Below are 25,652 nucleotides of genomic sequence, written 5' to 3' on the forward strand. Positions count from 1 at the left end.
CGTCGCCGTTTGCGCACGATACGTCGGGGAGAAGCACAAACGCCGGACGGGAGCTGGAAAACCAGCCCGTCCGGCGTCTGCGCCCCCGGAGATTCCCTAGCGCCGTGCCTCGCGCCCGCACGCGTACGCCAGCGGCGAGATGATCTCCTCGGCGTCGGGCAGCCACCGGTTCGCCGCGGTGGGGCGGCACGCCCACTGCACGGCGCCGGATGCCCCGAACCGGGTGGGCGGCGCGGCGACGTAGGCGCCCTCGCCGAGGGAGACCAGGTCGATCGCGGCCGGCAGCCACCCCAGCTTGCGTACGAGGTCGGGCACCTTGGCGGTGGCTCCGGGCAGGACGAAGAACTGCATGCGGCGGTCGGGCGTGCAGGTCACGGGGCCGAGCGTCAGCTCCATGCGCTCCATGCGGGCGAGCGCGAGGAACCCGGCGGTCTCCGGCACGTCGATGGCGTCGAACGTACGGCCCGTCGGCAGCAGGATCGACGACTTGGGCTGCTTGGTCCACAGGCGCCGTGCGCCGGTCGCGCTGCCCGTCGCCTGCGTGGCCCAGTCCTCGCGCGCCGGGTGCGAACCGGGTGCCGTGCACGCGGTGTCACCGCACGAGCAGATTTCGGCCCCCTCGACGGACTCGAGCCACGTCCCCGGGAACACGTCCCAGTGGCGCTCTTCCGCGTATCGCACGGCCGTGTCCAGCAAGGATTCTCCGCGCTGCTTCGGGATGTGCGCGGCTGACGTGACTCCCATGGTCTCTTCCACGGACTTCTCAACTCCGCCCGACACCTACGGTTACGGCTGTCGCGTGCGCGGGGGCGGAGCATCGATCCTGCATGTGGGGCGCATGGGTGCACGGGCGGGGGCGCGCATGGGGAATGGGTTCCATGTGCGGGTAGCCAAGACTGGGGCACTCCGAAGAAGCCCAGTTGCCGACTTATCGTCCGTTTGTGGTGCATCTTCCGTTTGTCCCAAGGGCATTGATCATCTGGGGTGGCTGATTCCGGCCCCTCCGTCCAGTCCGTCCAGATGAACCACGGTGCACATCAGGGGGTACGCCATGGCCGCAAGGCCGCTCGTCGCGCGGCAGCCCAACGAAAGGCTGCAGGCACTCATTCAGGAAGCGGGTTGCTCGAACGCGGGCCTGGCCCGCCGGGTCAACATGTGCGGCGCGGAGCACGGACTCGATCTGCGCTACGACAAGACGTCGGTCGCCCGGTGGCTGCGCGGTCAGCAGCCGCGCGGCAGGGCGCCCGGAATCATCGCGGAGGCGCTGGGCCGAAAACTCGGCAGGACCGTGACGATCGACGAGATCGGCATGGCGAACGGCAAGAATCTCGCGTCCGGCGTCGGCCTGCAGTTCTCGCCCACCGTGCTCGGCGCCATCGAGCAGGTCTGCGAGCTGTGGCGCAGCGACGTGGGGCGGCGGGACTTCCTTTCGGGGTCGTCCGTCGCCGCCTCCGCGCTGGTCGAGCCGAGCCGCGACTGGCTGATTTCGTCCCCTGACGCGCAGGTCGGCCGGATGGCCGGGCCGCGGGTGGGGCTCTCCGACGTGGCGGCGGTGCGGGCCATGACGGAGGCGCTGACGAAGCTGGACCACCAGTACGGCAGCGGGCATGTGCGGCCGGTCGTCGTGCACTACCTCAACAGCGTCGTGTCGGGGCTGCTCGCCGGTTCGTACCGCGAGGCGGTGGGGCGCGAACTGTTCTCGGCCGTGGCGCGGTTGACGGAGCTCGCCGGTTACATGGCGGTGGACACGGGCCAGCCGGGTCTGGCCCAGCGCTACTACATCCAGGCGCTGCGGCTCGCGCAGGCGGCGGGCGACCGGGGTTACGGCGGTTATGTGCTCGCCGCGTCCATGAGCCATCTCGCGGCGCAGCTGGGCAACCCGCGGGAGATCGCGCAGTTGGCGCGGGCCGCGCAGGAGGGCACGCGCGGGCGGGTCACCCCGCGCGCGGAGGCCATGTTCTACGCCGCCGAGGCCAGGGGACACGCGCTGCTCGGGGACGGCCGCTCGACGCAGGTCGTCGCGGGCCATGCGGTCGAGGCGATGGACCGGGCCGCCGGGGAAGCGGACTCGGGCGACGACCCGGTGTGGATCCGGCACTTCGACCATGCGTATCTGGCCGATGAACTGGCTCATTGTCACCGTGACTTGGGGCAGGCGGACGCGGCGGCGCGCAGCGCGGAGGAGTCCCTGGCGGGGCATCCCGAGTCGCGGGCGCGGCGGCGGGCCATCGGCCTTGTCCTGCTGGCCACGGCGCAGGTGCAGCGGCGGGACATCGAGCAGGCGTGCCACACGGGCACGAAGGCCGTCGAACTCCTCGGCACGCTGCGGTCGAACCGCGGTGCCGAGTATCTGGAGGACTTCCAGGAGCGGCTCCTGCCCTACCGCGAGGAGCCGGTGGTAAGGGAGTTCGGGGCACGGATGGACGTCCAGGCGGCGTGAAGGGGGCGCGGGACGGGGCGGGGTGACGCGGGATCGGGGCAGAGGCGCGGCAGCGGGCGCGTGAATAATTTGTGATGTGTGTCGCGCACCTGTGAACCCGGCCCGTCCCTGCCCTTTCCGCACGGTGAACGGCCAACTCCCGTACGCGTCCGGTTCTCCCCCGTGGCATAAACAGCGTTTCGCGCAGAGCTTTTGTTACTTCTGCGATTGAAGCGGCCTCGGAGGTTTGAGCTGCGTGGCAGACGGCTGTGGGGACCCGGTAGCGTGAGCCGACGGTTCCGTAGGTCCCCCATTCGTAGGAGTCCCGGTGACGCAGCAGAGCGGGCAGGGTGCCGCTTCCTCCGATCCGCATCCCGCGGAACGGCACGCGCACGAAGGCATCGTGCTGCCTGCCGACGGAAGCGAGCCCTTCATGCCCGGCACCGCCGGCGACCACGTGGCGCCCTCCGGCGGCAGCCCCTGGGGCCAGCCGTGGGGCCCGTCCCCGCAGGACCCGCCGCCCGGCTCGGGCCAGGCGTGGGACGCCGCGCCGGGCCAGCAGCAGTCGTACGGCGCGGGCACCCCGCTGCCCGCCGAGGGCACGCAGCAGCAGGGCTACGCGCAGGGCGGCTCCTACGGACACACGGATGCTTCGTACGGCGGCCAGGGCTACGGCGCCCAGGCTCCCGGCGGCTCGTACGGCGGCGGCCAGGACCAGGGCGCTGCCTACGGGACGCAGGGCGGCGCGGGCGCGCCGTACGCGGGACAGCAGCAGGGCGGGCCGTACGGGGGCCACGCTCAGGGCGGCCAGCATGCGGGGCACGCTCAGGGCGGCCAGCACGCGGGCCAGCCCGCCGACGGGTCCTACGCGGGTCCGGGCACGGGTGGCGCGCACGCGGGCCAGCAGGGCGGTGGCGCCCACACGGGCGAGCAAGCGAGCGGAGCCCACGCGGGCCAGCCTGCGGGCGGCACTCACGCGGGCCAACCGGCGGGCGGCACCCACGCCGGGCAGCCCTCAGGCGGCGCGCACGCGAGACAGGCGGCCGGTGGTGCGCACGCCGGGCAGCCCGCCGACGCCGCCTATCCCGGCCAGCCGGGACACGCGCTTCCACCGGCCGGTCAGGCCGGTCAGCTGCCGCCCGCCACCCAGGCGGGCCAGCTGCCCCCCGCGGCCTCCGGCGCGGGCGCACCGCTGCCGCCCGTCGCAGGCGGCCTCGCGCCGCTGCCGCCCGCCGGTGCGGGTGACGCGGACGCGACGCAGTACATACCCGCGACGCCCGGCGCCGGAGCCGGTTTCGACGAAGGCGCCACGCAGTACATACCCCCCGTGGCCCCCGGCGCCCTGCCGCCCGAGGCACCCGCGGGAGACGCCACGCAGTTCCTGGGCCGCTCGCCCATGCCCGGCGCATCCGCACCCGGCGCGCCGATGCCCCCGGCGGCAGGCCCCGACAGCGAGCCCACGCAGTTCATCGCCCCCGTGCCCGCCGAGCCCGGCAAGGCGCCCTTCGGGATACGGCCCGGCGCCCCCGGCGACCGGCAGCCCCCCGCCGAGTTCGACAGTCTCTTCCGTACGGAGCAGGCGGAGCCCGAAGGCCCCGCGTCGACCCAGCAGATGCCCCGCTTCGATCCCCAGCAGCCCGCCGCCCACGGCGGTGACGGCGGGGGCCGTGCCGCGCGCAGGGCCGCCGCCGCTGCTCCCGCCCCGCGCGGCGAAGGCGGCCGCACGGGCCGGACCGGGTCGAAGGTGCCGCTCTTCGCGGCCGTCGGCGTCGCCATCGCGGTGATCGGCGTCGGCGCGGGCGCGCTCCTGAGCGGCGGAGGCGGCGACGAGGAGAAGGCCGCCCCCAAGACCGTCTCCGATTCCGCGCCGTCCGACGAGAAACCCTCGCCCTCCGTCGACCCGGCCGAGGAGCAGGCGATCGCCCTGGACAAGCTCCTCGCCGACAGCAACAACAGCCGCGACTCGGTCATCGCCGCCGTACGCAACGTCGGCAAGTGCGACAACCTCGGCCAGTCGGCCACCGATCTGCGCAACGCCGCCAAGCAGCGCAACGGCCTGGTCACGCGCCTCTCGCAGCTCTCCGTGGACAAGCTCCCGGCCAACGCCCAGCTGACCGCCTCGCTCACCAAGGCCTGGAAGGCGTCGGCCGCGGCCGACAACCACTACGCCGCGTGGGCGGGCCAGGTCGCGGGCAAGAAGGGCTGCAAGAAGGGCCACGCCCGCGGCACGCCGCAGGCGGTCGCCGGGAACAAGTCGAGCGGCGAGGCGACCACGGCCAAGCAGGAGGCGGCCGGGCTGTGGAACGCCATCGCCCAGAAGTACGGGCTCACCAAGCGCGACAAGTCGCAGCTGTAGGAGCCGGTCGGCGCGAGGCCCCGGAGCGGGTCACTTCACCTGCTCCAGGGTCTTCGAGACGTTCACGAAGCCCTTGCGCGCCGGCACCAGACGGCCGTCGCGCACCATCTGGAACGTGACGTCGGCGTTGATCAGGCGCGGGAAGTCGCTCGCCGCGAGCATGTCCTTGAAGCGCCACCGCAGGGTGGGCGTCAGGCCGCCCGTCTCGACCCGGAGCCCCTGGTCGAGGGTCCGCCGCAGCGTCCGCGCCGAGACCTCGCCGCCGTCGAGCGACTCGACGGCCTGCTTCAGGGCGGTGTACGCGATCCACGTCGTCTGCACGCCCGCGTCCGTCGGGTCGATCCGGTTGTCGCCGAAGGCCTGCTCGCGGATGACCTCGCGCATCTCGTCCCAGCGGGCGTCGCTGGCCGCCGGGTACCAGCCGGTGACGTAGGCACCCTCGTACGGGCCGTTGCCGCCGCCCGTGCGGTCGATCAGGGACTGGTCGACGCTGCCGAGCACGGAGGAGATCTTCGCGGCGGGCAGGGCGCTCTCGGTGCGCCGGTAGGAGTCGTAGAACGTGTCGGTGCGGGCGCCGAGCGCCGCCGTCACGCAGCCGTCGGTGCCGGCGCGCTTGAGCGCCTGCTCGGCCTGGAGCGTGAAGTCGGTGCCGTCCTCGGACGCCCGTATGTCGGCCGCGGGCCCGCGGCGGCCCTCGGCGAGGCCCGCGTCGAGGAGCCCCGGCAGGTCGTCGCCGGCGATCGTGTCGGGGCGTACGAGGGCGACGCGCTCGCAGCGGGCGGCGAGTTGTCGGCCGTTGCCCGCCATCAGGGCGGGTTCGCCGCCGTTGACGGGGTACGACAGGGGGCTGCTGAACTCCTCGTCGGTGACGCCGTATCCGCCGATGTAGGGGATTCCGGCGACTTCGAGGGGGGAGAGGAAGGACTGGCCGTGCTGGCTGTAGGAGCCGACGACGGCCGCGACCTCCTTGTCGACGGCCTTGCGGGCGCAGTCGGCGGCGCCCACCGGGTCGTTGTGGTCGTTGCAGGTGAGGACCTTGAGCTTGCGGCCGTCGAGCCCGCCGTTCGCGTTGACCCAGCGTGCGTACGCCTGTGCCATCGCCGGTATGCCGGGTTTGTTGGTCGCCTTGGTCTTCTCGGGGGCCCAGGTCATGACGGTCACGGGGTCCTCCCTGGATCCCCCCGTGGAACCAGGGACGACCCCGCAGGCCGTGGTCAGGGACGCACACACCGCGAGCAGGGCGGCCGCGGTGAGCGACGTGGTCCTGCCGGGGCGGGTGGGGCTGGGGGGATTCGAGGGGCGGAGGAGCAAGGTGCGTCGCGAGACGGGCATGGTCATGCACGATTCCGGCGCAGCGCCAACCATGGTGTGACGTGCTCTCAACGCATGGTGACAAGAAGGTGAATGGCAGGGGCCGATTCGGCCGCGCGGAGGGGGAACGTACGATCGATGACCGTGCAAGGTTCGGAGAACTCTTCCCGTCGCGGCCGTCGCTCAAGCACCATGGGCGGCATGCCAACGAACGACATGCCGTGGTGGCGCTGGCGCAGCAACGTGCGCTCGGCTCTGCACATGCTCTCCGACCCGGGGTTCCAGCGTGACTGCTGGCTCGCCGGGCGCGAGGAGTACGGGGACGTGACCGACGCCGTGTACCGCCTGGTCGAGGACACGTGGCTCGACAACTGGTCCGCCGACAAGTACGTCGGGACGATCTTCCGTGACGCGCAGGAGGCGGCTCTCGTCGACGCGGCGGTGCTGCGGGTCCTGCGGATCATGCATGAGGTGGGGCCGGACGCGCTGGTGTCCGCCTATCTCGACCACCCGGGGTGGCCGGAGGCCGTCCTCGCGGCGCGCGAAGCCCATGTCGCTCTCGCCGTGAGTGACGGGGAGAGCCCCGATGAGGCGCCCCGGACGCTTGAGGTTCTGCGGATTCTGACTCGGTCCGCGAGCTAGGTTTTTGGTCTGCGGGCGCGTCGTGGCTGGTCGAGCAGTTCCCCGTACTCCTGACGGGGACGCTCTCGGTCCATTGCGGGTGCTGATTGTGGGAACCTTGGGCGCATGAATGAGCCGTCCGTCGCCGCGTCCGCCGATCCCGCTGAGCAGTACGTCCTGACCCTCTCCTGCCCGGACAAGCAGGGCATCGTGCACGCCGTGTCGAGTTACCTCTTCATGACCGGGTGCAACATCGAGGACAGCCAGCAGTTCGGCGACCACGACACCGGTCTCTTCTTCATGCGCGTCCACTTCTCGGCCGGGGCGCCGGTGACGCTGGACAAGCTGCGGGCCAGCTTCGCGGCGGTCGGCGACTCCTTCCACATGGACTGGCAGCTGGGCCGCGCCGACCAGAAGATGCGCGTCGTCCTGATGGTGTCGAAGTTCGGGCACTGCCTGAACGACCTGCTGTTCCGCTCGCGGACCGGCGCGCTGCCGGTCGAGATCGCCGCGGTCGTCTCGAACCACACGGACTTCGCCGAGCTGGTCGCGTCGTACGACATCCCCTTCCACCACGTCCCGGTGACGAAGGAGAACAAGGCGCAGGCCGAGGCGCAGATCCTGGAGCTCGTGCGCGCCGAGAACGTGGAGCTCGTGGTCCTCGCCCGCTACATGCAGGTCCTCTCGGACGACTTCTGCAAGCAGCTCAGCGGCCGGATCATCAACATCCACCACTCCTTCCTGCCGAGCTTCAAGGGCGCGAAGCCCTACCACCAGGCGCACGCGCGCGGTGTGAAGCTGATCGGCGCGACCGCGCACTATGTGACGGCCGACCTCGACGAGGGCCCGATCATCGAGCAGGAGGTCGAGCGGGTCGGCCATGACGTCACGCCGAACCAGCTGGTCGCGATCGGCCGTGACGTCGAGTGCCAGGCCCTCGCCCGGGCCGTGAAGTGGCATGCGGAGCGCAGGATTCTGCTGAACGGCCACCGCACGGTCGTCTTCGCCTAGTCCCCTTCCGGGCAGCGGCGCTACATACGGCTCAGTGACGCCGCCGCGAACAGGACGTCCCTGATCGCGCGGCGGTCGCCGTCCTGTCCCGCTGCCGCCTCCTCCGGCGAGACGTGGCCCGCGGCAAGGCGGCAGAACTCGACGCCGTCCAGTGCGACATGGGCCACCTCGCGGTCCGCGGACGCTTCGGCGCCGGGGGAGTCGAGAGGGATGAACCACTCGCCGCCGCCCATGCCCTCGATCTCCAGGCGCAGGCTGCGGCCCGGATTGCCCGCCATCACCAGGTCCTGTGCCGGGGCGGCGAGCCCCGAGCGGCGGCGCGCGGCGAGCGTCGCGGGCAGCAGCCGGGCGGCGAGGTCGATCATGCGGTGCAGATGGCGCGGGGACGGCGGTTCGTACGGATAGTCGACCGCCTCCGCGATGTCGCCCGCGTGGATCCAGCACTCGAAGGCGCGGTCCAGCATCGAGTCCCGCAGCGGCAGCTCGACGCGGTTGCCCTCGTCGTCCGGGGCGCTGTACGGGACGGTGAGGCGGCCGGATCCCGCGCCGTACGTACCGCCTGCCGTGAAGGAGACCGTGCGGATCAGCTCGTGGGTCTGGTCGCGCCAGGGGGCGCGCACACTGCGCGTGGGCGGGAAGTACGAAGCGCGCCAGTACGCCTCGGTGCGGCGGCCGGGGTCGGCGGGCTGCGCCGTGTCCCTGCCCAGCGGGTCGTCGAGGCCGAGGGCCAGTGCGACGAGGCCGTCCACGGCGAGGAGATGCGCGATCACTCCGGCCACCGTCGTCTTGCGGCTGACCGGGCTGTCCTCGTCGAACCACCGCAGGCGCACCGGAGCATGCCACTCCGATTCGCCGATGTCCCGCAGGAGGGCGTCCAGGCGGGCGGTCTCGGCGTCGTACGGCACGGCCCACTCGGGCACAGGGATGCGCGGCGGGCGCCGGCCGAGGCAGCTCTCGATGACGCGGTTGCGCAGGCCGGGGTCGAGGTCGAGGCTCTCCTCCTGATGCAGCAGGCCCACCGCGTCGCGCAGCCGCAGGGCCTCTTCCGCGCAGGGGCCGCAGTGACCCAGGTGCTCCTCGACGGCGACGGCTTCCTCGACCGAGCAGGCGGCGAGCGCCCAGGCCCCCAGGAGCGACTTCAGGACCTGGTGGTCGAGGTCGAGGGCGAGCGGCGGGTCGGGCAGGGGGCGGCCGGTGTCCTCCACGGAGGTGCGCGGCAGCGGTATGCGGGGCGGCCTGCGGGCGTCCTTGTGCTCGCCCCGGCCCTCCGCGCCGCCGCCGCTGCCGGGGAGGTCCGGTTCCTCGAACGGTTCCTGCCGGTCGGGCCCGCTCACAGCGCTCTCCCGTAGCCGGGGGGCGGGCCCGGTGCGGGATGCGGCTCCGCGGGTCCCACCGCGTCGTTCGCGGTGGAGAGCAATTGCAGGCCCAGGCGCAGGCGGCGCCGCGCCTCGTCCTCCGTCACGCCGAGGTCGGCGGCCGTCTGGCGGTAGTCGCGCCGCTGGAAGTAGGCCAGCTCCAGGGCGGCGCGCAGCGGGGCGGGCATGGCCGTGACGATGTAGTCCGCGCGGGCGGCGGCCGATGCGCGGCGCACCTTGCGCTCCAGGTCCTCCGCCGTTCCCGCGCCGCCGCGGGCCAGGGCGGCGGACTCGGTCTGGCGCAGCCGCCGGACGGCCCGCTGGTGGGTGAGTGTGGCGACCCAGGAGCGCAGGGGGCCCTGCTTGGGGTCGTACGCGTCGGGGTTCTCCCAGATGTGGGCGAAAACCTCGCGGGTGATCCGGTCGGCGGCGTCCTCGTCGCCGAGCACGCGGTGGGCCAGGCCGTGCACGAGCGAGGCGAAGCGGTCGTACAGCTCGCCGAGTGCGGCGGCTTCTCCGTGCGCGAGGCGCTGCTGCATGCGGCGGTCCCAGCGACGCGGCGCGTCCTTCGCCATGCGGCCCCCTCGTGCCGTTCCGTGCTCGTGCTGTTCCTTGCCCGTGCCGAACTGTCAATCGCCCGTGGCGACTATCCATCGAATGTAGTCGCCACCACCGACAACGCACTCCCTTTGTGGCAAAGTGCACCGCCGCCCGGCCTCGGATGATAGAGACCGGCGTTACTGGTGTTTCATGGAGAAGAGGTGGGGCAGCCGCGACGTACACAGGAAGCGTAGGGAAGGCATCCGCATCGGCGAGGCGAGCTACGGACGAGCGGTATCAGCGAGCGAGAGGCGAGCGAGTGACGCTGCAGGTGGCCGTGGACGAGCAGGACGGCTGGGCCGTGCTGCGGGTGTCCGGCGAGATGGACCTCGTGACCTCGCCCGTCGTGCGCCAGCGCGTGCACGACGCGGTGGCCGACGGCCGGCACAGCCTTGTCCTGGACCTGTCCGACGTCCTGTTCTGCGACTCCAGCGGCGTCGGCGTGCTCATCGCGACCCGTCGCCTCTTCCGCTCCTGTCAGGGCCGCCTGCGCCTGATACTGCCCGCGCAGGGCGCCGAGGACGGCTCCCACGTGAACCGCGTCCTCGCGGCACTGGGCGTGCGCCGCCTCTTCGAGGTCTTCCCGGACGTGGACGCGGCCGTGGACGACGAAGCGGCGCCACTGTCCGCGTGACGCCGCTCCCCCTTCGCAAGATTCCGCTCAGCCCCGTCAGTCCCGCCTGATCAGCTCCGGGTCGATGCGCCGCCCCACCAGCGGCAGCGTCCCCGCGACCGCCAGGACGAGCACCCCGGCCATGGCCGCGACCAGGAGCGGAACCCCGGCCCCGTCCCAGAAGATCTCGCCGCCGCCGGTGACCAGATAGGCGGACTCGGCCAGCTTCCCCGCCACCAGCGCGAGCAGCAGCCCCACGGCCAGCGGAAGCACGACCTGCGTGCACTGCACCAGGCGCAGCGTGCGGGCCCGCGCGCCGATCAGGGAGAGCGCCGTGACCTGGGGTCGGCGCTCCACGGCCCGGTCGGTGACGGAGACGAGGAACGCCGCGACGCCGATGACCAGGCCCATCACCATGCCGAGCGCGAGCAGCGTCTCGATGACGGTGATCTGCTGGAGACCGTCGATGTTGATGCCCGCAGGGTCGACGTCCGCCGTGGGCGCGATGGCGCCGATGCGGTCGAGCACGTCCCGTACGGTGCCGGGGTCGGAGCCGCTCATCAGGACGAGCGTGGCCGCGGCGGGCACGGCGTGCGCCGGGAGCTCGGAGGGCGGCACCAGAAGGCCGGGGCTCGGCAGATTGGTGACGTCGTACCCGTCGAACAGCACGGTGGCCTCGGGCACCTTCACCTTCAGCGAGGTGCGCCTGCCGTCCTGCTTCATCGTGTACGTGGACGTCTTGACGGGGGACTCGGCCACGTTCGGGTCCTGGAGCCGGAGCACCTTGCCCTCCTCGCAGCCCGCCGCGTGCTCCGTCAGCCGGGCGAACTGGGCGCAGGTGGCGACCAGGGCCGGGGCCTGCCAGTCGCCGCCCTCCCCGGCGGGGTCGGTGCGCGGGTCCATCACGATCGCGTCGGCCCGCACCGCGGGGATCTCCCGCAGCTTGCCCTGCTGCTCCTCACTGAGCTGTGAAAGCCGCAGGCCGTACTCCTGGACGGGCGAGTCGGAGCGGGTGATCTGCTGCTCCTCCACCAGGACGCCCTGCGCGAGGGACGCCGAGAACACGAGCAGGACGAGACCGGTGACCACGCGCATCGCGCTGCCCGGCTCGACTTCGTTGCGCCGCATGGCAAGGCTCAGCGCGAGGTTGCCGGAGCGGGCAAGGCGCGTGGCGATGCCGTACGAGAGCAGCGGCATGACCATCACCAGGCCGAGCCCGGTGAGCAGCACCCCGCCCGGCACAAGGAGGGAGTTGATGCCGGAGCTCTGCGCGGGGTTGTCGGTGAGGCCGGTCGCGCAGTAGCCGATGACGATGCCGAGCCCGGTGACCAGGAGCAGGCCGCCCCAGACGCGGGGCGCGCGCGGCGCCGCGGTGCGCCGGGTGCTCAGCGGGTTGGTGGCCGCGGCGCGGGCACTGGCCCGGCCCACGAACCACGAGAGCGCCGTACAGCCGATGAGGCAGACGGCGATGGTGGAGGCGGAGAGCGCGCCGTCGGCGGGATACCACTTCAGGCCCGGAAGGCCGGTCCTCGCCATGATCTGGTTGAGGAGCCAGAACTCGCCGAGGCCGAGCAGCGCCCCCAGGAAGGCGGCGACGACGGTCTCCGCGGCGTTCACGCGCTGGGTGCCCTTGGCGCTCAGGCCGAGCAGGCGCAGGGCCGCGAGACGCCGGTTGCGGCTGGCGGCGGAGAGCTTGGCGCACACCGACAGGAAGACGCCGAGCGGCAGGAGCACGAGCGCGGCGAGCGTGAAGCGCAGGATGTCCAGGGTGGATTTCTCGACGGCCGTGGTGGGCGGGTGCGCGGAGCCGAAGCTCTTCAACGCGCGCGCGTCGTCGCCGAGCTTGTCCTTGGTGGTGCCCACGTAGGCGTACAGCTCGTTCGGGTCGGTCAGGCCCGAAGGGCCGATCAGGCCCTTCTCCTTGCCGGGGAGCAGCCCTTTGAGGCCGGGTTCGTCGCGGAGCTGGTCGCGCAGGGCGGGCGACACGAACACCTCGCCGGGGGAGGGGAGTTCGCTCAGGCCCGGCGGCGGCGGCACGGCGGCGCCGCCCTCGGCGCGGGCGACGAAGACGCGGCTGAAGGGCTTCGAGCCGTGCGGGTCGGAGCGCTCCAGGACGAGCGTGTGCTGCCCGGACTTCTGCCCGGCGTAGACCTGCGGGTCGCGGTCGGCGGCCCGTCCGTCGTGGGCCCCCAGGATCGAGGGGATCGTCAGGACGAGCGCGAGGCAGCACACCCCGAGGGAGCCGCCGAGGGTCATGAGCCAGAAACGTACGCGGGTGCCGCGTCCGGAGCCGAACAGGAGCCGCAGGCCGAGCAGGAACTCGCTCATGCGGACGCGCCCTTCGCGGTGAGGACTCCGTCGGCCATCGTGTAGTTGCGGTCGGCCTGGGCGGCGACGTTAGCGTCGTGCGTGACCAGGAGCACGGCGGTGTCCTGGGAGCGGGCGAGGCCGAGGAACTCCTTGAGAACGGTGGCGGCGTTGGCGCTGTCCAGCGAGCCGGTCGGCTCGTCGGCGAAGACCACGGCCGGCTTGTGCACGAGGGCCCGCGCCACGGCGACGCGCTGGCTCTGCCCTCCGGACACCTGGGACGGACGCCGCTCGCGCAGACCGGCGATCCCCAGGCGGTCGAGCACCTCGGCGGCGGCCTTGAGCGCGGGCCGCTTGCGCGTGCCCGCAAGGCGCAGCGGCAGGGCGGTGTTCTCCTCGATGGTCAGTTCGGGGAGCAGCTCGCCGTACTGGAAGACGAAGCCGAAGCGTTCGCGGCGCAGTTCGCTGATGCCCTCGTCGTCGAGCTCGCGGTAGGCCCGGCCCTCGAACCGCACCTCGCCGCGCGCGGGCGGCAGTACGCCCGCGAGGCAGTACAGGAGGGACGATTTGCCGGAGCCGCTCGCCCCGGTGATCGCCGCGATCTCGCCGCGCGCCAGGGTCAGATGGGCGTCACGGACGGCGGGTGTCGAGCCGTAGGAGAGGTCGACTCCCGTGGCACTGAGGACTTCTGACGTACTGGGCGTACCTGTCGGCGTACTGATCGCTTCCCCCAAGAAGGCGAAGGGCCCGGGGCGGGGGCCCGGGCCCGGTGTGCATGCGCGGCAGCCGGTCAGTGCCGCCGCTTGGTGCCTGTGGTGATTACCGCTTGTAGTGCTTGGTCACCGAGCAGTTGTCCGGGTGGAAGGAGCCCCGGTCACGGCAGGCGCGTATCCAGGCGTTCTTGGTGTAGCGAGCGGCGCCGTCGTACACGAGCTTGTCCTTGTGGACCGTCTTCTTCTGCTTGCCGTTGAACCGGTTCCAGTCGTATCCCTCGACCTTCACCTGGACGTAGACATTGTGGCCGTCTCCGGCCGAGGTGTCCTGGAGGTCGCCCTTCCAGTGGAAGGCACCGTGGTTGGCGCCCGGCGCCTCGAACTTGTAGTAGCCGTTCTTGAACTTGACGCCGCTGCTGGAGAGCGTCGGAATCTTGTGCCACGAGGCGGTCGCCTCGACGTCCCCGCTACCCCCGTTTGCGGTAGCGAAAGCGGTCCCCGCGCCCGTCAGAAAGAGCCCTGCTGCCAGGGCACCGACGGCCAGCTTTCGATTCATTTGTGTTCTCCCGTTTTTGTTGGTCTGCCCTGGTGCGATCCAGGGCGGCCAGGAACGTAACACCCCGGTACGACAGAAGCAGTTGGGATTTCGGGACACGAAACGTCGGGTGCGGATCACTGTGCGTTCGCTTTGCGCGTACGTAAATGATCTTTAGCCTGATCATGACACTCGGGAGGTTTGGATCACGGAGAGTGGGCGAGGTGCGGCACGGATGTCGACGGTGGGTGAGGGAAGGTCAAGAGAGACCCAAAAGATCATCAAGGGCCGGCTCCTGGTACAACCTCTCTTGTCCCGGTCTTGGCACAAGCATCGGCATCCCGCCTCCGGGCGGTCGCCGACGACGTAGGCTCGCTGTCAGTAACACCCGGGGAAACCCCGTGCACACGCACCCAACCGCAGAAGTGAGGCGGCCCGAACACCATGGACAGTGCCGAGTACGAGCGTAAGATCGCGGCCCGTTTCACCACCTTCGACCAGGATGGCAACGGCTACATCTCCCGTGAGGACTTCAGCACGGCGGCTGTCGCCCTGCTCAGCGAGTTCGGCGCCACCGCGCGCTCGGAGAAGGGCCAGGCCCTCTACATCGGGGCCGAGGCCTTCTGGCAGGGCATGGCGGGCATCGCCGACCGGGACGGCGACCAGCGGATCACCAAGCCGGAGTTCGTGGGCGGCGCCGTGAAGCGCCTGCGCGACAATCCGGCGCGGTTCGCCGAGATCGCGCGGCCGTTCCTGGACGCCGTGATCGCCGTTGCGGACGGTGACGGGGACGGTGCGGTCAGCCCGCAGGAGGTCGAGCGGGTCCTCAAGGCCCTCGGCGTCGAGGCGGACATCGCCTCCGCGGCGGGCGGCGCGCTCGACACCGACGGGGACGGGCGCGTGACGGAGGAAGAGATCGTCGCGGCGTTCTCGGAGTACTTCACCGTTCCCGAGTGAGTGTTCGTTCTCACCTCGTCTAGCCCTGCGCGAACCGCTCCCGCAGCTTGTACTTGAGCACCTTGCGCAGCGTCTCGTTGCGGGGAAGGGCCTCCACCAGCTCCAGTTGCTCCGGCAGCTTGTACGTGGAGAGTCCTTCCCCGCGCAGATACGCGGTCACGGACTCCAGGGTGAGGGCAGGGGCCTCTCCTTGGCGCCCTTCGATCACCGCGCAGACACGTTCGCCCCGTTCGGGGTCGGGCAGACCGATGACGGCCGCGTCGCCCACGGCCGGATGCCGGTGGAGCAGGTCCTCGATCTCCTTCGCGGAGATGTTCTCGCCCTTGCGGATGATGATGTCCTTGGCCCGGCCGGTCAGGACCAGATGGCCCGTCGGCCGTACGTGCCCCAGGTCGCCCGTGATCAGGAAGCCGTCCGCGTCGAAGACCCCGGCGCTCTGTTCGGCGTCCAAGTAGCCCTGGCAGACCGCCTCCCCGCGCAGCCGTACGTCTCCGTCGACCCCGGCGGGCACCTCCTTGCCGTCGGCGTCCGTGATCCGGATCGCCATCCCCGCCGGCGGCAGCCCTTCCGTCGTCGCCAGGTTCTCGGCGCTGTCGTCCGGCGCACCCATGGTGATCATCGGCACCTCGGTCATGCCGTAGCCGTGGGTGAGCTGGCAGCCCATCTCCCGTACGACCGCGTGATAGATCTCCGGCGGCTTCGGCGCCCCGCCGCCCGCTAGGAGGCGCAGGGAGGGGATGAGCTTGTCGCCCGGCGCCAGCTTGCGCTGCTCGGCGAGGAACATGGAGTAGAACGCGGTCGATCCGCCCGCCACCGTCACGCCGTGCCGCCGGTAGCCGTCCAGCGCGTCCGGCAGCGCGAAGTGCTCGAACATCACCGCGGGGAAGCCGTACAGAAGCAGCATCACCGTGTAGTCGGGGCCCGCGATGTGCGCGAAGGGGAACGCCATCGAGCCGACGTCGTCCGACGACAGGTGCAGCGCGTGCGCGAGGCAGGAGCCACCCGCGATCAGCGAACGGTCGGTGTGCAGCACGCCCTTGGGGTCGGACGTCGTGCCCGATGTCCAGTAGATCCAGCGCACCGACGTGCCGTCGGAGGGCGGCGCGGGCAGTACGGCGGGATCGGCGTCCGGCAGGTCCTCGTACGCGTACGCCTGGAAGACGCCCCGCGCGCCGAGCCGGTGCGCCATCTCCGTGTGGTCGAAGCCGCGCCACAAGCCCGGCACCGCGAAGAACTCGGCCTTCGACTCCCGCAGGGCGAAGCCGACTTCGCGGTCGCGGTAGAAGGGGATGACGGGCGACTGGACCGCGCCGATGCGGGCGAGCGCGAAGGAGAGCAGGGCGGTCTCGATGCGGGTGGGCAGCTGCCAGGCCACGACGGTGCCGGGGCGTACGCCCATCTCGTAGAGCCCCGCGGCGACGCGTTCGCAGCGGTCGCGCAGTTCGCCGAAGGTCAGCGTCCGGTCGTCGGCCGGGTCGGCGGCGGACTGGATCAGGACGGGTGCACCGGGCGTGAGAGCGGCGCGGCGTTCGATGAGCTCCCAGAGGGTGCGGGAGGCGCCGAGTGCGTGCGCGGTCTCGTTCCCCGCGCTCTCATGGGTCCTCATGTGATCCCCTCGCGACCGGAGTCCGGCTTGCGGACCAACGTAACTGACGGGCAGTCAGATCGTGCCGAGAGCGTAAGGCTCACCGCCTTGTCGGTCCAGGGGTGCGGAGCTAGCCTGCTTTCTGACGGGCCATCAGATGGGCTTCGGGTGCGGGAGAGACCACCGGAGGAGACACCATGACCGACAAGCGGACCTGACGTGGACCTCACCTACACCGAGGAGGAGGAATCCTTCCGGGCCGGGCTGCGCGCGTGGCTGGCCCGGACGCTCCCGCTGTTGCCGCCGCGCCCCGACCCGGCCGACTGGCCGGGACGGCGCGCGTACGACATGGGCTGGCAGCGCAGGCTGTACGACGCCGGGTACGCGGGACTGCACTGGCCCGTCGACGCGGGCGGCCGCGGGGCCACGCCGACCCAGCACCTCATCTTCCTGGAGGAGACGGAGAAGGCGGGCGCGCCCTACGTAGGGGCGAACTTCGTCGGCCTGCTGCACGCAGGACCCACCATCGCCTCCGAAGGGAGCGCCGGGCAGCGCGCACGGTGGCTGCCGCCCGTCCTGCGCGGCGACGAGGTGTGGTGCCAGGGATTCAGCGAGCCGGACGCGGGCTCGGACCTCGCCTCGCTGCGCACGCGCGCGTGGCGCGACGGCGACGACTACGTGGTGAGCGGATCCAAGATCTGGACCTCGCACGCCGAGGTCGCCGACTGGTGCGAACTCCTCGTGCGTACGACACCGGTGAGCGAGGACGTGCCCAAGCACCGCGGCATCTCCTGGCTCGCGATGCCGATGGACGCCCCCGGCATCACGGTCCGGCCGCTGCGCACGCTCGCGGGCTCGACCGAGTTCGCCGAGATGTTCCTCGACGAGGTGCGGGTGCCGGTCGCCAACCGGGTCGGCGCGGAGAACGACGGCTGGCGCGTGACCATGGTGACGCTGTCCTACGAACGGGGCACGGCCTTCGTGGGCGAGGTCGTCGCCTGCCGCCGTGTCCTGGGCGAGCTCGCGCGTGAGGCACGCAAGAACGGCCGCTGGGACGACGCGGTGCTCCGGCGCAGGCTCGGCAGGCTGAGCGCGGAGTTCGGGGCCCTGTGGCGGCTCACGCAGTGGAACGTGAGCGAGTCGCAGCGGGCCGGGAGCGGCGTGCCGGGCGTGGGCGGGTCCGTCTTCAAGCTGCGGTACTCGCACGCACGCCAGGAGTTGTACGAGGCCGCGGGCGACGTCCTGGGCCCCGGAGCGCTCGACCTGGGGCACGAGTGGACCCTGGACCGGCTCTCCTCCCTCTCGTACACGATCGCCGCGGGGACCTCGCAGATCCAGCAGAACATCGTGGCCGAGCGGATACTCGGCCTGCCGAAGGGGCGGTGAGGGGTCGCGTGGACTTCCAACTCAGCGACGATCAGCGCGCGTTGCGGGGCGGTGTCCGCGACCTCTTCGAGGGGCGGTTCGACACGGCCGCCCTGCGGGCCGCCGTGGACCGCGGGACTCCTTCGCCGGACCGGGCGCTGTGGCGGGAGCTCGGGGATGCCGGGTTCTTCTCGCTGCGGGTGCCGGAGGAGGAGGGCGGGGTCGGACTGGGGCTTCCGGAGGCCGTGTTGGCCTTCGAGGAGGCGGGGCGCGCGCTGCTTCCGGGGCCGCTGGTCGCGACGTTCCTCGCGGCGCGGGACGTCGAGGGGGCGGCGCGGGGGGCGGTCGTGGTGACCGCCGTGGTGGACGACGGCTCCGGGGGGCTCGTGCCCTGGCTGGACGAGGCGGACGTGGTCCTGGGTGACGTGTCCGGCGCCGTCCCGCTGCGGTCGGTGGACCCGCTGACTCCGCTGCACCGGGTGCCCGGCGGCGCGGGGGCGGCGGCCCCGGAAGCGTTCCGGCGGGCGGAGGCGGACCTGCTGATCGCCGCCGAGCAGTTGGGAAGCGCCGGGAAGACCTGCGAGATGGCCGTCCGGTATGCCCGACAACGTACCCAATTCGGGCAAGTCATCGGCGCTTTCCAGGCCGTCAAGCATCTATGCGCACAGATGCTCGTACGCACCGAGATCGCCCGCGCCGCGGTGTACGCGGCGGCCGTCACCAACGACCCACTGGAGATCGCGGGCGCCAAGCTGCTCGCCGACGAGGCCGCGGTGCGGGGCGCGCGGGACTGCCTCCAGGTGCACGGCGGTATGGGGTTCACCTGGGAGTCCGACGTACATCTGCATCTGAAGCGGGCCTGGGTGCGGGCCGGCCTGGGGCGGTCGGCGGCCGGGGCGGAGGAGGAGCTCGCGGCGGCACTGTGAGGCGCCCGATGCCGGGAATGCGCCCTGGGGCCGCTGAGCGGAGAGTGATCGACTTGTGGGATTCCCGAAGTGGGGGGAGGCTACTGAGCGTCGATATCGGGTTGTGTCCTATGCGTGACTCGTCACGGCATGGAGTCGGGCTTCCGCTCCGGTACCTTGTGTGAGATGCGAGTGGTTCTGAGGTCGAGCCATGCCGGTGTTGCCACTGAGGCGGCGCCGGGCCCGGCGATGCATACCGTTCGCAGTGCAGGAAGGGGCTATATGCCCGCCTGTTCGACCCCCCGCAGCGCGCGTCGCACAGTATGCCGCACGCGTACTCCTTCGCGCTGGAATATGCCTGAAGCGCTTGTTGGGGTGACTGAACGTCAACCATGCTGTCTCTCAAGGAGATCACGTTCCGTGACTCCTTGGAGTCGCGAGGCGATGTGTCCGCCGGTTCGGATGGTGTGAGCGGTGCAGGTGCTTCATGTTCAGCTGGAAGTCAGGCCCGACCCCGCAGAGGTGGGACGGGCCCGGAGGTGGGCGCGTTCGCGGCTCGCGGGTTCCGGGATAGAAGCCGATGAGCCACTGGCCGAGACGCTGATCTTGTTGATCTCGGAACTGGTCACCAACGCCGTGGTGCATACGGGCTGTCCGGCCGTACTGCGCATGCGGCTCCCGGACGCCCCCGACGTGACGCAGCAGGCCGCGGGGGCCGCCGCGAGCGCACAGGCGGGGGCCGGGACGGTCCGGGTCGAGGTCGCCGACGCCAGCGCACGGCCGCCGAAGCCGCGGCACGCGGACGGCGACGCGACCAACGGCCGCGGCCTCGAACTCGTCGACGGCCTCGCCGACCGCTGGGGCTGGCAGACCGAAGGTGCGGGCAAGAGCATCTGGTGCGAGGTGGACCGGTGCGAATCCCAGTCCGGGGTCGGGGCGGTCGCGTTCGACGGGACGACGTACGAGGACGTGGCGTACGAGGCCGTCTGAGCCCCGCACGTCCCGCAGGCCGGTGCCGGGCGCCCGCATGCGCCGTCCTGTGCCCCGGTGCGCGGCCGTGCGCGGTCGGTACAAAAGCGGCATAATTCATTAATCACCGGACGGGTGTTGACGTACCGTGTTCGATTGATCACGCTTATGTGCAGCGATTCGCCGCGAGGGGACGTCGAGGGACGGTGGTCCGTGGCCCGGCCCTTGACGAGATGTGGGTCGCAGCCGGCGCCGGTCCCTTCGTGGCCTCAGAGGGCAGGACTCGAGCGCCGGGAGCCGGATGGCGGCGTGCGGCAACGCGCTCGGGGCGGGCGCGGGGGTGCCGGGGCGCCGCCATCCGAAGGCTCAGGGGTCTGCCGCCCCCGGAGAACTCACAGCACCGCGACCGGAGCCACGGGTGTTCCCGTGCCGCCGATGAACGGCTCGGGCATCGCGGAGAGCAGGAAGCTGTAGCGGGAAACTTCTGCACAGGCTGTGGACAACTTTTCCAGATTCCAGTTCTGGCCCTGCAACATCCCCATCTCGACCAGGTGCAGTGCGTGCACGGGCAGCCACAGGTTCTCGATCTCGGGCGGGAAGATCTCGAAGGTCAGGGTGTCGTTGGCGACCGCCGCGACGTCCCGCGCGTGGAACCACTCCGGGGTGCGGACGGAGAGACCGGGGGAGGGATAGCCGTACGCGTGTTTGTCGCCCGCGAGGTAGGTCTGGATCTGCCCGGTGCGTACGAGGACGATGTCGCCGGCGCGGACGGTGGCCCCCGCGAACTCCTCGGCCTCGGCGAGGTCTTCGGGCGTGACCGCGTGGTCGCCGGGCAGCCGGTCCACGCCCTTGGCGCGGGCGACGTCGAGCAGGACGGCGCGCGAGACGAGGTGCGCCACCTTGTCGATGCCGCTGAACCGGGCGCCGGTGTGGGCGGTAATGGTGTCCGCGGGGCGGCCGTTGTAGATCTTCCCCGAGTGCGACACGTGAGTGAGGGCGTCCCAGTGGGTGGCCGTCTGGAGGCCCATCGTGACCGCGTCGTCGCTGGTGGCGACCGTGCCGGGGCCGAAGAGCTCCTGGTTGATCTGCACCATCGTGTGCAGGGGGTTGATCCGGCCGGGTATCAGGCCCGTCTGGACGCCGTCCTCTTTGAGGGGCAGCGCGAGCGGGACGCGGCGGCCGGTGCGGATGGTGGCGGCGGCCTCGCGCACGACCTCGTCGGTGATGAGGTTGAGGGTGCCGGTCTCGTCGTCCGCGCCCCAGCGTCCCCAGTTGTTGACGCGTTTGGCGATGTCGTGGAACTCGGGCGGAAGTGCCGATCCTGCGGCCTTGGTGGATGCCGAGTCTGACATGGGTCCTCCGCGGGGCTTGTCTTCCGGTATCTGACGGGTCATAGAATCTAACGGTCCGTCAGAAACCGCGGGAAGGGGCCGGACGTGGGGAACTTCTTGGCAGGCAAGGTGGTGGCCGTTACCGGTGCCGGACGCGGCATCGGCAGGGCGGTCGCGCTCGCCGCCGCAGCCGAGGGCGCGAAGGTCGTCGTGAACGACTACGGGGTCTCCATGGAGGGCGCCGAACCGGCCAGTGAGATAGCCGACGGCGTGGTCAAGGAGATCCAGGCGGCGGGCGGCGAAGCCGTCGCCGTCGCGGACGACATCTCCACCATGGCGGGCGGCCAGCGGATCGTGGACATCGCGCTCGCCGAGTTCGGGCGCATCGACGGTGTGGTGTGCGTCGCCGGAATCCTGCGCGAGCGGATGCTCTTCAACATGTCCGAGCAGGAGTGGGACCCGGTGGTCGCCACGCACCTGAAGGGCACCTTCACCGTCTTCAGGGCCGCGTCGGCGGTCATGCGCAAGCAGGGCACGGGCACGCTGATCGGCTTCACCAGCGGCAACCACCAGGGTTCGGTCGCGCAGGCCAACTACAGCGCGGCCAAGGGCGGGATCATCTCCCTGGTGCGGAGCGCGGCGCTGGGCCTGCACAAGTACGGGGTGAGTGCCAACGCGGTCGCGCCGGTCGCGCGGACCCGGATGTCCGCCAACGTGCCCATGGAGCTGAAGGAGATCGGGGAGCCGGAGGACGTGGCCGCCCTGGTCGTCTATCTGCTGAGCGAGCGCGCCAGGGCGGAAAAGATCACCGGGCAGGTCTACACGGTCGCGGGCCCGAAGATCGCGGTGTGGGCGCAGCCCCGTGAGCTGCGGGCGGGGTATGTCGAGGGCGGCTGGACCCCGGAGAAGATCGCCGACTTCCTGCCGGGGACGGTGGGGGTCGACCCGATGCCGATGCTGGCGCAGCTGGAGGCGATGGCGAAGGCGGCCGCCGCCAAAGACCGGCCCAACGCGTAGGCCGGGGCCGGGCGGTGGAGTTCGGATTCGGCGCCGGGGACGAGGAGTTCCGTGCGCAGGCGCGGGCGTGGCTCGACGAGCATCTGACGGGGGCGTTCGCCGCTGCGGTGGGGCGGGGCGGGCCCGGCAGCGAGCACGAGGGGGTGGCGGAACGCCGTGCCTGGGAGCGGGAGTTGGGGCGGGGCGGGTGGATCGGCCTCGGGTGGGAATCGGGGGCGGGACCGGGGTCTGGGTCGGGGTCTGGGCCGGGGTCTGGGTCGGGGGGTGCGGGCGAAGGCCCAGGGCCGGGAGCGGGGCCGGGGTCCGGCGTGGGGCCGTACGGGAATCGGCGGGCGACGCTGACCCAGCAGGTCGTCTGGGCGGAGGAGTACGCGCGGGCCAGGGCGCCCGGACGCCACGGGCACATCGGCGAGAACCTGCTCGCCCCCACGCTCCTGGCGCACGGCACGCAGGAGCAGCGGGACGAGTTCCTGCCGCCGATCGCGCGCGGCGAGGCGCTGTGGTGCCAGGGATACAGCGAGCCCGGCGCCGGGTCGGACCTGGCGGGGCTGCGGACGGTGGCGGTGCGGGACGGTGACGCGTACCGCATCACCGGGCAGAAGATCTGGACCTCCCTCGCGCACGAGGCGGACTGGTGCTTCGTGCTCGCGCGGACGGAGGCGGGGTCCCGTGGCCACCGGGGGATTTCCTTCCTGCTCGTGCCGATGGACCAGCCCGGGCGCATCGAGGTGCGGCCCATCCGGCAGATGACGGGGACGAGCGAGTTCAACGAGGTCTTCTTCGACGGGGCGGTCGCGCGTGCCTCGCACGTGGTGGGCGGTGCCGGCGACGGCTGGCGGGTCGCCATGGGGCTCCTCGGATTCGAGCGGGGGGTCTCCACGCTCGTGCAGCAGATCGGGTTCGCGCAGGAGCTCGGGGGTGTGGTCCGGGAGGCCGTCGAGAGCGGGGCCGTCGGCGATCCGGTGCTGCGGGAGCGGCTTGTGCGGCAGTGGGCGGAGCTGCGGGTCATGCGGTGGAACGCGCTGCGTACGTTGGGGAGTTCGCCGGGGAGTCCGGGCGGGGGCGGGGACCCGGGTGCGCCCAGCGTGGCCAAGTTGCTCTGGGGCGGGTGGCATCAGCGCCTTGGGGAGCTGGCCATGGGGGTGCGGGGGGCCGCGGCCGCGGTCGGGCCCGCCGACTGGAGCGAGGACGCCCCGTACGAACTGGACGCGCTCCAGCGGCTTTTCCTCTTCACGCGGGCCGACACCATCTACGGCGGCTCGGACGAGATTCAGCGGAACATCATCGCCGAGCGCGTGCTCGGCCTGCCGAGGGAGGCGCGATGAGGGGTGTCGTTTTCGACAGGAGCAGGGCCGAGGGGAGCAGGGTCGAGGTCGTCGACGACCTCGAGGTGCGGGATCCGGGGCCGGGGGAGGTGCTGGTCGCCGTCGCGGCCGCGGGGTTGTGCCACAGCGACCTGTCCGTGATCGACGGGACGATTCCGTTTCCCTCGCCGGTGGTGCTCGGGCATGAAGGGGCGGGGGTGGTGGAGGCCGTCGGTGCGGGGGTGACGCATGTGGGTGCGGGGGACCATGTGGCGCTTTCGACCATCGCCAGCTGCGGGACGTGCGGGGAGTGCAACCGGGGGCGGCCGACGATGTGCCGGCGGGCGATCGGGATGCCGGACCAGCCGTTCTCGCGGGGCGGTGCGCCGGTCTACCAGTTCGCGGCGAATTCCGCGTTCGCCGAGCGCACGGTGGTCAAGGCCGTGCAGGCCGTGAAGATCCCCGAGGACATTCCGCTGACGTCGGCGGCCCTGATCGGGTGCGGGGTGGTGACGGGGGTCGGCGCTGCTCTCAACCGGGCGAAGGTGGATCGCGGGGACAGTGTGGTGGTGATCGGTACCGGGGGGATCGGGCTCAATGTGCTCCAGGGGGCGCGGATCGCCGGGGCGACGCGGATCGTGGCGGTCGACGCGAATCCCGCGAAGGAGGGGGTTGCGCGGCAGTTCGGTGCGACGCACTTCTTCCCGTCCGTGGGGGAGGAGGGGGTGCGGGAGCTGTTGCCGACGGGGGCGGACCATGTCTTCGAGTGCGTGGGGCGGGTCGAGCTGATCCGGCAGGCGATCGACCTCCTCGACCGCCATGGCCAGGCGATCCTCCTGGGGGTGCCGCCGGCCACGGCCGAGGCGTCGTTCCTGGTCTCGTCGCTGTTCCTGGACAAGTCGATCCTGGGCTGCCGGTACGGGTCTGCCCGCCCGCAGCGTGACTTCGCGCTGTACGCGGAGCTGTACCGGGAGGGGCGCCTGCTCCTGGACGAGCTGGTCACGGAGGTCTATCCGGTGGAGGACTTCACCAAGGCGGTGGGGGATGCGGAGGCGGGGCGGGTGGCGCGGGGGGTGTTGACGTTCTGAGGGTTCTCGCCGGGGGCGGTGGGCGGTGGGCAGTGGGCTTTGTGCGGGGGTCGGGTGCGGGTCCGTTTGTGCTTCGGGGCGGGTTCGTCGTTGGGTGCGGGGCCGCGTCGGTATGTCCGTCCTCGCTATCGGGTGGGCGCCGCCCTGTTGCTTCGGGGCCGGAGTGGGGCTAGCCGTGCTCCGGGCGGAAATACCGACACGTCCCCTCCCGTATCGATGCCGACTGCGGCTTTCTTGGTGGTGGGGCGCGGTCTCGCGGTGGGAGTGCTTGTTCGTCCGGCTAGCGTGCGGTGTGGCGGGTGAAGGTTCGGCGGTAGGCCGTGGGGGTTACTCCCAGGGCTGACTGCAAGTGTTGCCGCATGGACTGGGGAGTGCCGAAGCCCGCGTCGCGGGATACCTGGTCGACGGAGAGGTCGCTGGATTCCAGGAGGTGGCGGGCCCGCTCCACCCGCTGCTGCGCGAGCCACTGGCCGGGGCTGATGCCCACCTCCTCGCGGAAACGGCGCGTGAAGGTGCGTACGGACATGGATTCCTGCTCCGCCATGTCGCGCAGCTGGATCGGCTCGTGGAGGCGGGCAAGTGCCCATGCCCGCGCCGAGGTGGTCGTGGCGAACTGGGGTTCCGGGACGGGGCGTTGGATGTACTGGGCCTGGCCCCCGTCGCGATGCGGCGGCACCACCGTACGGCGGGCGACGTCGTTCGCGACCGCCGAGCCGTGGTCGCCGCGTACGACATGGAGGCAGAGGTCGAGCCCCGCCGCGACGCCCGCCGACGTGAGCACGTCCCCGTCGTCGATGAACAGCACCTCCGCGTCCACCGTGACCCGCGGGAAGAGGCGCTGGAAGTGCTCGGCCGACGCCCAGTGCGTCGTCGCCGTACGGCCGTCGAGGTAGCCCGCGGCGGCCAGGACGTAGCCGCCCGTGCAGATGGAGATGAGGCGCGTGCCCGGCGTGATGTGCGCGAGGGCCGCCGTCAGTTCGTCGGTCAGGCGGCCTTCCTCGTAGACCGGGCCCAGTTCGTACGAAGCCGGGATCACGACCGTGTCGGCGCTCGCCAGGCACTCCGGGCCGTTCTCCACGAGGATCGCGAAGTCCGCGTCCGTGCGCACCGGGCCCGGCGGGCGGACGGAGGCGGTCACGATCTCGTACAGCGGCTGGCCGTCGGCGGTGCGCGCGCGGCCGAAGATCCGCTGCGGAATGCCCAGCTCGAACGGGATGACGCCGTCCATGGCCAGGACCGCCACGCGGTGACGGGTGTTCTCGGTCGGTGAGGCCATGGCCCGATTCTAGC

At 71.6% G+C, this 25,652-nt stretch carries 23 protein-coding genes; 13 read left to right on the plus strand and 10 right to left on the minus strand.

The annotated features are described in order from the left end of the window. Positions 1-96: 96 nt before the first annotated feature. The gene (locus ACQKIP_RS02260) at positions 97-744 is read right to left on the minus strand and encodes a bifunctional DNA primase/polymerase (protein ID WP_365860389.1); all 648 of its coding nucleotides are present in this window, start codon (positions 742-744) and stop codon (positions 97-99) included. Between the two features lie 307 nt (positions 745-1,051). Here ACQKIP_RS02260 and ACQKIP_RS02265 point away from each other — a divergent pair, with 307 nt between their 5' ends. Both ACQKIP_RS02265 and ACQKIP_RS02270 read left to right on the plus strand, forming a co-directional pair. Beyond that, positions 1,052-2,440 (plus strand): transcriptional regulator, encoded by a 1,389-nt coding sequence (locus ACQKIP_RS02265; RefSeq protein ID WP_365860390.1) that lies wholly within the window; start codon positions 1,052-1,054, stop codon positions 2,438-2,440. Positions 2,441-2,747: 307 nt separating this feature from the next. Continuing rightward, the gene (locus ACQKIP_RS02270; RefSeq protein ID WP_365860391.1) at positions 2,748-4,775 is read left to right on the plus strand and encodes a hypothetical protein; all 2,028 of its coding nucleotides are present in this window, start codon (positions 2,748-2,750) and stop codon (positions 4,773-4,775) included. A gap of 30 nt (positions 4,776-4,805) precedes the next feature. On the opposite strand, the gene ACQKIP_RS02275 is transcribed toward ACQKIP_RS02270, so the two are convergent. Continuing rightward, the gene (locus ACQKIP_RS02275; RefSeq protein WP_427741963.1) at positions 4,806-5,927 is read right to left on the minus strand and encodes an ABC transporter substrate-binding protein; all 1,122 of its coding nucleotides are present in this window, start codon (positions 5,925-5,927) and stop codon (positions 4,806-4,808) included. Positions 5,928-5,958: 31 nt separating this feature from the next. Here ACQKIP_RS02275 and ACQKIP_RS02280 point away from each other — a divergent pair, with 31 nt between their 5' ends. The 3 genes from ACQKIP_RS02280 to purU all read left to right on the plus strand — a co-directional run bounded on the left by ACQKIP_RS02280 (position 5,959) and on the right by purU (position 7,718). Beyond that, on the plus strand, positions 5,959-6,147 hold the full coding sequence (locus tag ACQKIP_RS02280) for a hypothetical protein (protein ID WP_365860492.1): 189 nt from the start codon (positions 5,959-5,961) through the stop codon (positions 6,145-6,147). 77 nt (positions 6,148-6,224) lie between these two features. After that, complete coding sequence (locus ACQKIP_RS02285) at positions 6,225-6,728, plus strand: SCO4402 family protein (protein WP_365860392.1); 504 nt, start codon at positions 6,225-6,227, stop codon at positions 6,726-6,728. Positions 6,729-6,833: 105 nt separating this feature from the next. Then, entirely contained in the window at positions 6,834-7,718 is an 885-nt protein-coding gene (gene purU / locus ACQKIP_RS02290) for a formyltetrahydrofolate deformylase (protein WP_365860393.1), read from the plus strand. Between the two features lie 20 nt (positions 7,719-7,738). Here the strand turns inward: purU and ACQKIP_RS02295 are convergent, their stop codons facing one another. Beyond that, the gene (locus tag ACQKIP_RS02295; RefSeq protein WP_365860394.1) at positions 7,739-9,052 is read right to left on the minus strand and encodes a zf-HC2 domain-containing protein; all 1,314 of its coding nucleotides are present in this window, start codon (positions 9,050-9,052) and stop codon (positions 7,739-7,741) included. Continuing rightward, positions 9,049-9,648, minus strand: coding sequence for a sigma-70 family RNA polymerase sigma factor (locus ACQKIP_RS02300; RefSeq protein WP_365860395.1), 600 nt, complete (start codon positions 9,646-9,648; stop codon positions 9,049-9,051). The genes ACQKIP_RS02295 and ACQKIP_RS02300 overlap by 4 nt, the downstream gene beginning before the upstream one ends. A gap of 284 nt (positions 9,649-9,932) precedes the next feature. Between ACQKIP_RS02300 and ACQKIP_RS02305 the strand changes: the two genes are divergently transcribed. Then, on the plus strand, positions 9,933-10,307 hold the full coding sequence (locus tag ACQKIP_RS02305; RefSeq protein WP_361194614.1) for an STAS domain-containing protein: 375 nt from the start codon (positions 9,933-9,935) through the stop codon (positions 10,305-10,307). Positions 10,308-10,343: 36 nt separating this feature from the next. Here ACQKIP_RS02305 and ACQKIP_RS02310 read toward each other — a convergent pair whose 3' ends face one another. The 3 genes from ACQKIP_RS02310 to ACQKIP_RS02320 form a co-directional block, all read right to left on the minus strand. Then, entirely contained in the window at positions 10,344-12,614 is a 2,271-nt protein-coding gene (locus ACQKIP_RS02310; RefSeq protein WP_365860396.1) for an ABC transporter permease, read from the minus strand. Further along, complete coding sequence (locus ACQKIP_RS02315) at positions 12,611-13,327, minus strand: ABC transporter ATP-binding protein (RefSeq protein WP_365860397.1); 717 nt, start codon at positions 13,325-13,327, stop codon at positions 12,611-12,613. The genes ACQKIP_RS02310 and ACQKIP_RS02315 overlap by 4 nt, the downstream gene beginning before the upstream one ends. 85 nt (positions 13,328-13,412) lie before the next feature. Then, complete coding sequence (locus tag ACQKIP_RS02320; protein ID WP_365860398.1) at positions 13,413-13,862, minus strand: hypothetical protein; 450 nt, start codon at positions 13,860-13,862, stop codon at positions 13,413-13,415. 423 nt (positions 13,863-14,285) lie between these two features. On the opposite strand from ACQKIP_RS02320, the gene ACQKIP_RS02325 reads away from it, so the two are divergent. After that, positions 14,286-14,798 carry an EF-hand domain-containing protein gene (locus tag ACQKIP_RS02325; protein ID WP_361194619.1) on the plus strand — a complete coding sequence of 171 codons (513 nt, stop codon included), beginning with the start codon at positions 14,286-14,288 and terminating at the stop codon, positions 14,796-14,798. A gap of 19 nt (positions 14,799-14,817) precedes the next feature. Here ACQKIP_RS02325 and ACQKIP_RS02330 read toward each other — a convergent pair whose 3' ends face one another. Continuing rightward, the gene (locus ACQKIP_RS02330) at positions 14,818-16,404 is read right to left on the minus strand and encodes a class I adenylate-forming enzyme family protein (RefSeq protein WP_365860399.1); all 1,587 of its coding nucleotides are present in this window, start codon (positions 16,402-16,404) and stop codon (positions 14,818-14,820) included. 198 nt (positions 16,405-16,602) lie between these two features. Between ACQKIP_RS02330 and ACQKIP_RS02335 the strand changes: the two genes are divergently transcribed. The 3 genes from ACQKIP_RS02335 (at position 16,603) to ACQKIP_RS02345 (ending at position 19,643) form a co-directional block, all read left to right on the plus strand. Then, entirely contained in the window at positions 16,603-17,769 is a 1,167-nt protein-coding gene (locus ACQKIP_RS02335; RefSeq protein WP_365860400.1) for an acyl-CoA dehydrogenase family protein, read from the plus strand. Positions 17,770-17,777: 8 nt separating this feature from the next. Next, positions 17,778-18,674, plus strand: a complete 897-nt coding sequence (locus ACQKIP_RS02340; protein WP_365860401.1) for an acyl-CoA dehydrogenase family protein — start codon at positions 17,778-17,780, stop codon at positions 18,672-18,674. 453 nt (positions 18,675-19,127) lie between these two features. Beyond that, positions 19,128-19,643 carry an ATP-binding protein gene (locus tag ACQKIP_RS02345; RefSeq protein WP_365860402.1) on the plus strand — a complete coding sequence of 172 codons (516 nt, stop codon included), beginning with the start codon at positions 19,128-19,130 and terminating at the stop codon, positions 19,641-19,643. Between the two features lie 371 nt (positions 19,644-20,014). Here the strand turns inward: ACQKIP_RS02345 and ACQKIP_RS02350 are convergent, their stop codons facing one another. After that, a complete protein-coding gene (locus ACQKIP_RS02350; protein ID WP_365860403.1) occupies positions 20,015-20,974 on the minus strand; it encodes a cyclase family protein in 960 nt (319 codons plus the stop codon). An 84-nt stretch (positions 20,975-21,058) separates the two neighbouring features. Here ACQKIP_RS02350 and ACQKIP_RS02355 point away from each other — a divergent pair, with 84 nt between their 5' ends. The 3 genes from ACQKIP_RS02355 to ACQKIP_RS02365 are packed head-to-tail and all read left to right on the plus strand — an operon-like array spanning position 21,059 to position 24,362. After that, on the plus strand, positions 21,059-21,970 hold the full coding sequence (locus ACQKIP_RS02355) for an SDR family NAD(P)-dependent oxidoreductase (RefSeq protein ID WP_365860404.1): 912 nt from the start codon (positions 21,059-21,061) through the stop codon (positions 21,968-21,970). 14 nt (positions 21,971-21,984) lie between these two features. Continuing rightward, entirely contained in the window at positions 21,985-23,295 is a 1,311-nt protein-coding gene (locus tag ACQKIP_RS02360) for an acyl-CoA dehydrogenase family protein (RefSeq protein WP_365860405.1), read from the plus strand. Beyond that, positions 23,292-24,362: a Zn-dependent alcohol dehydrogenase gene (locus ACQKIP_RS02365; RefSeq protein WP_365860406.1), complete on the plus strand. Its 1,071-nt coding sequence runs from the start codon at positions 23,292-23,294 to the stop codon at positions 24,360-24,362. The genes ACQKIP_RS02360 and ACQKIP_RS02365 overlap by 4 nt, the downstream gene beginning before the upstream one ends. 280 nt (positions 24,363-24,642) lie before the next feature. Here ACQKIP_RS02365 and ACQKIP_RS02370 read toward each other — a convergent pair whose 3' ends face one another. Then, complete coding sequence (locus tag ACQKIP_RS02370; protein WP_427741952.1) at positions 24,643-25,638, minus strand: GlxA family transcriptional regulator; 996 nt, start codon at positions 25,636-25,638, stop codon at positions 24,643-24,645. Positions 25,639-25,652: the final 14 nt, after the last annotated feature.

Origin of the sequence: Streptomyces sp. NPDC059900 (assembly GCF_050270335.1) — a bacterium.
Taxonomy (GTDB): Bacteria; Actinomycetota; Actinomycetes; order Streptomycetales; family Streptomycetaceae; genus Streptomyces.

Excerpts from the sequence above, each read along its gene's own strand:
- ACQKIP_RS02260 (WP_365860389.1), bottom strand. The coding sequence starts at position 744 with ATGGGAGTCACGTCAGCCGCGCACATCCCGAAGCAGCGCGGAGAATCC.
- ACQKIP_RS02265 (WP_365860390.1), top strand. The coding sequence starts at position 1,052 with ATGGCCGCAAGGCCGCTCGTCGCGCGGCAGCCCAACGAAAGGCTGCAG.
- ACQKIP_RS02275 (WP_427741963.1), bottom strand. The coding sequence starts at position 5,927 with ATGACCTGGGCCCCCGAGAAGACCAAGGCGACCAACAAACCCGGCATA.
- ACQKIP_RS02285 (WP_365860392.1), top strand. The coding sequence starts at position 6,225 with ATGACCGTGCAAGGTTCGGAGAACTCTTCCCGTCGCGGCCGTCGCTCA.
- purU (WP_365860393.1), top strand. The coding sequence starts at position 6,834 with ATGAATGAGCCGTCCGTCGCCGCGTCCGCCGATCCCGCTGAGCAGTAC.
- ACQKIP_RS02300 (WP_365860395.1), bottom strand. The coding sequence starts at position 9,648 with ATGGCGAAGGACGCGCCGCGTCGCTGGGACCGCCGCATGCAGCAGCGC.
- ACQKIP_RS02310 (WP_365860396.1), bottom strand. The coding sequence starts at position 12,614 with ATGAGCGAGTTCCTGCTCGGCCTGCGGCTCCTGTTCGGCTCCGGACGC.
- ACQKIP_RS02320 (WP_365860398.1), bottom strand. The coding sequence starts at position 13,862 with ATGAATCGAAAGCTGGCCGTCGGTGCCCTGGCAGCAGGGCTCTTTCTG.
- ACQKIP_RS02325 (WP_361194619.1), top strand. The coding sequence starts at position 14,286 with ATGGACAGTGCCGAGTACGAGCGTAAGATCGCGGCCCGTTTCACCACC.
- ACQKIP_RS02330 (WP_365860399.1), bottom strand. The coding sequence starts at position 16,404 with ATGAGGACCCATGAGAGCGCGGGGAACGAGACCGCGCACGCACTCGGC.
- ACQKIP_RS02350 (WP_365860403.1), bottom strand. The coding sequence starts at position 20,974 with ATGTCAGACTCGGCATCCACCAAGGCCGCAGGATCGGCACTTCCGCCC.
- ACQKIP_RS02365 (WP_365860406.1), top strand. The coding sequence starts at position 23,292 with ATGAGGGGTGTCGTTTTCGACAGGAGCAGGGCCGAGGGGAGCAGGGTC.
- ACQKIP_RS02370 (WP_427741952.1), bottom strand. The coding sequence starts at position 25,638 with ATGGCCTCACCGACCGAGAACACCCGTCACCGCGTGGCGGTCCTGGCC.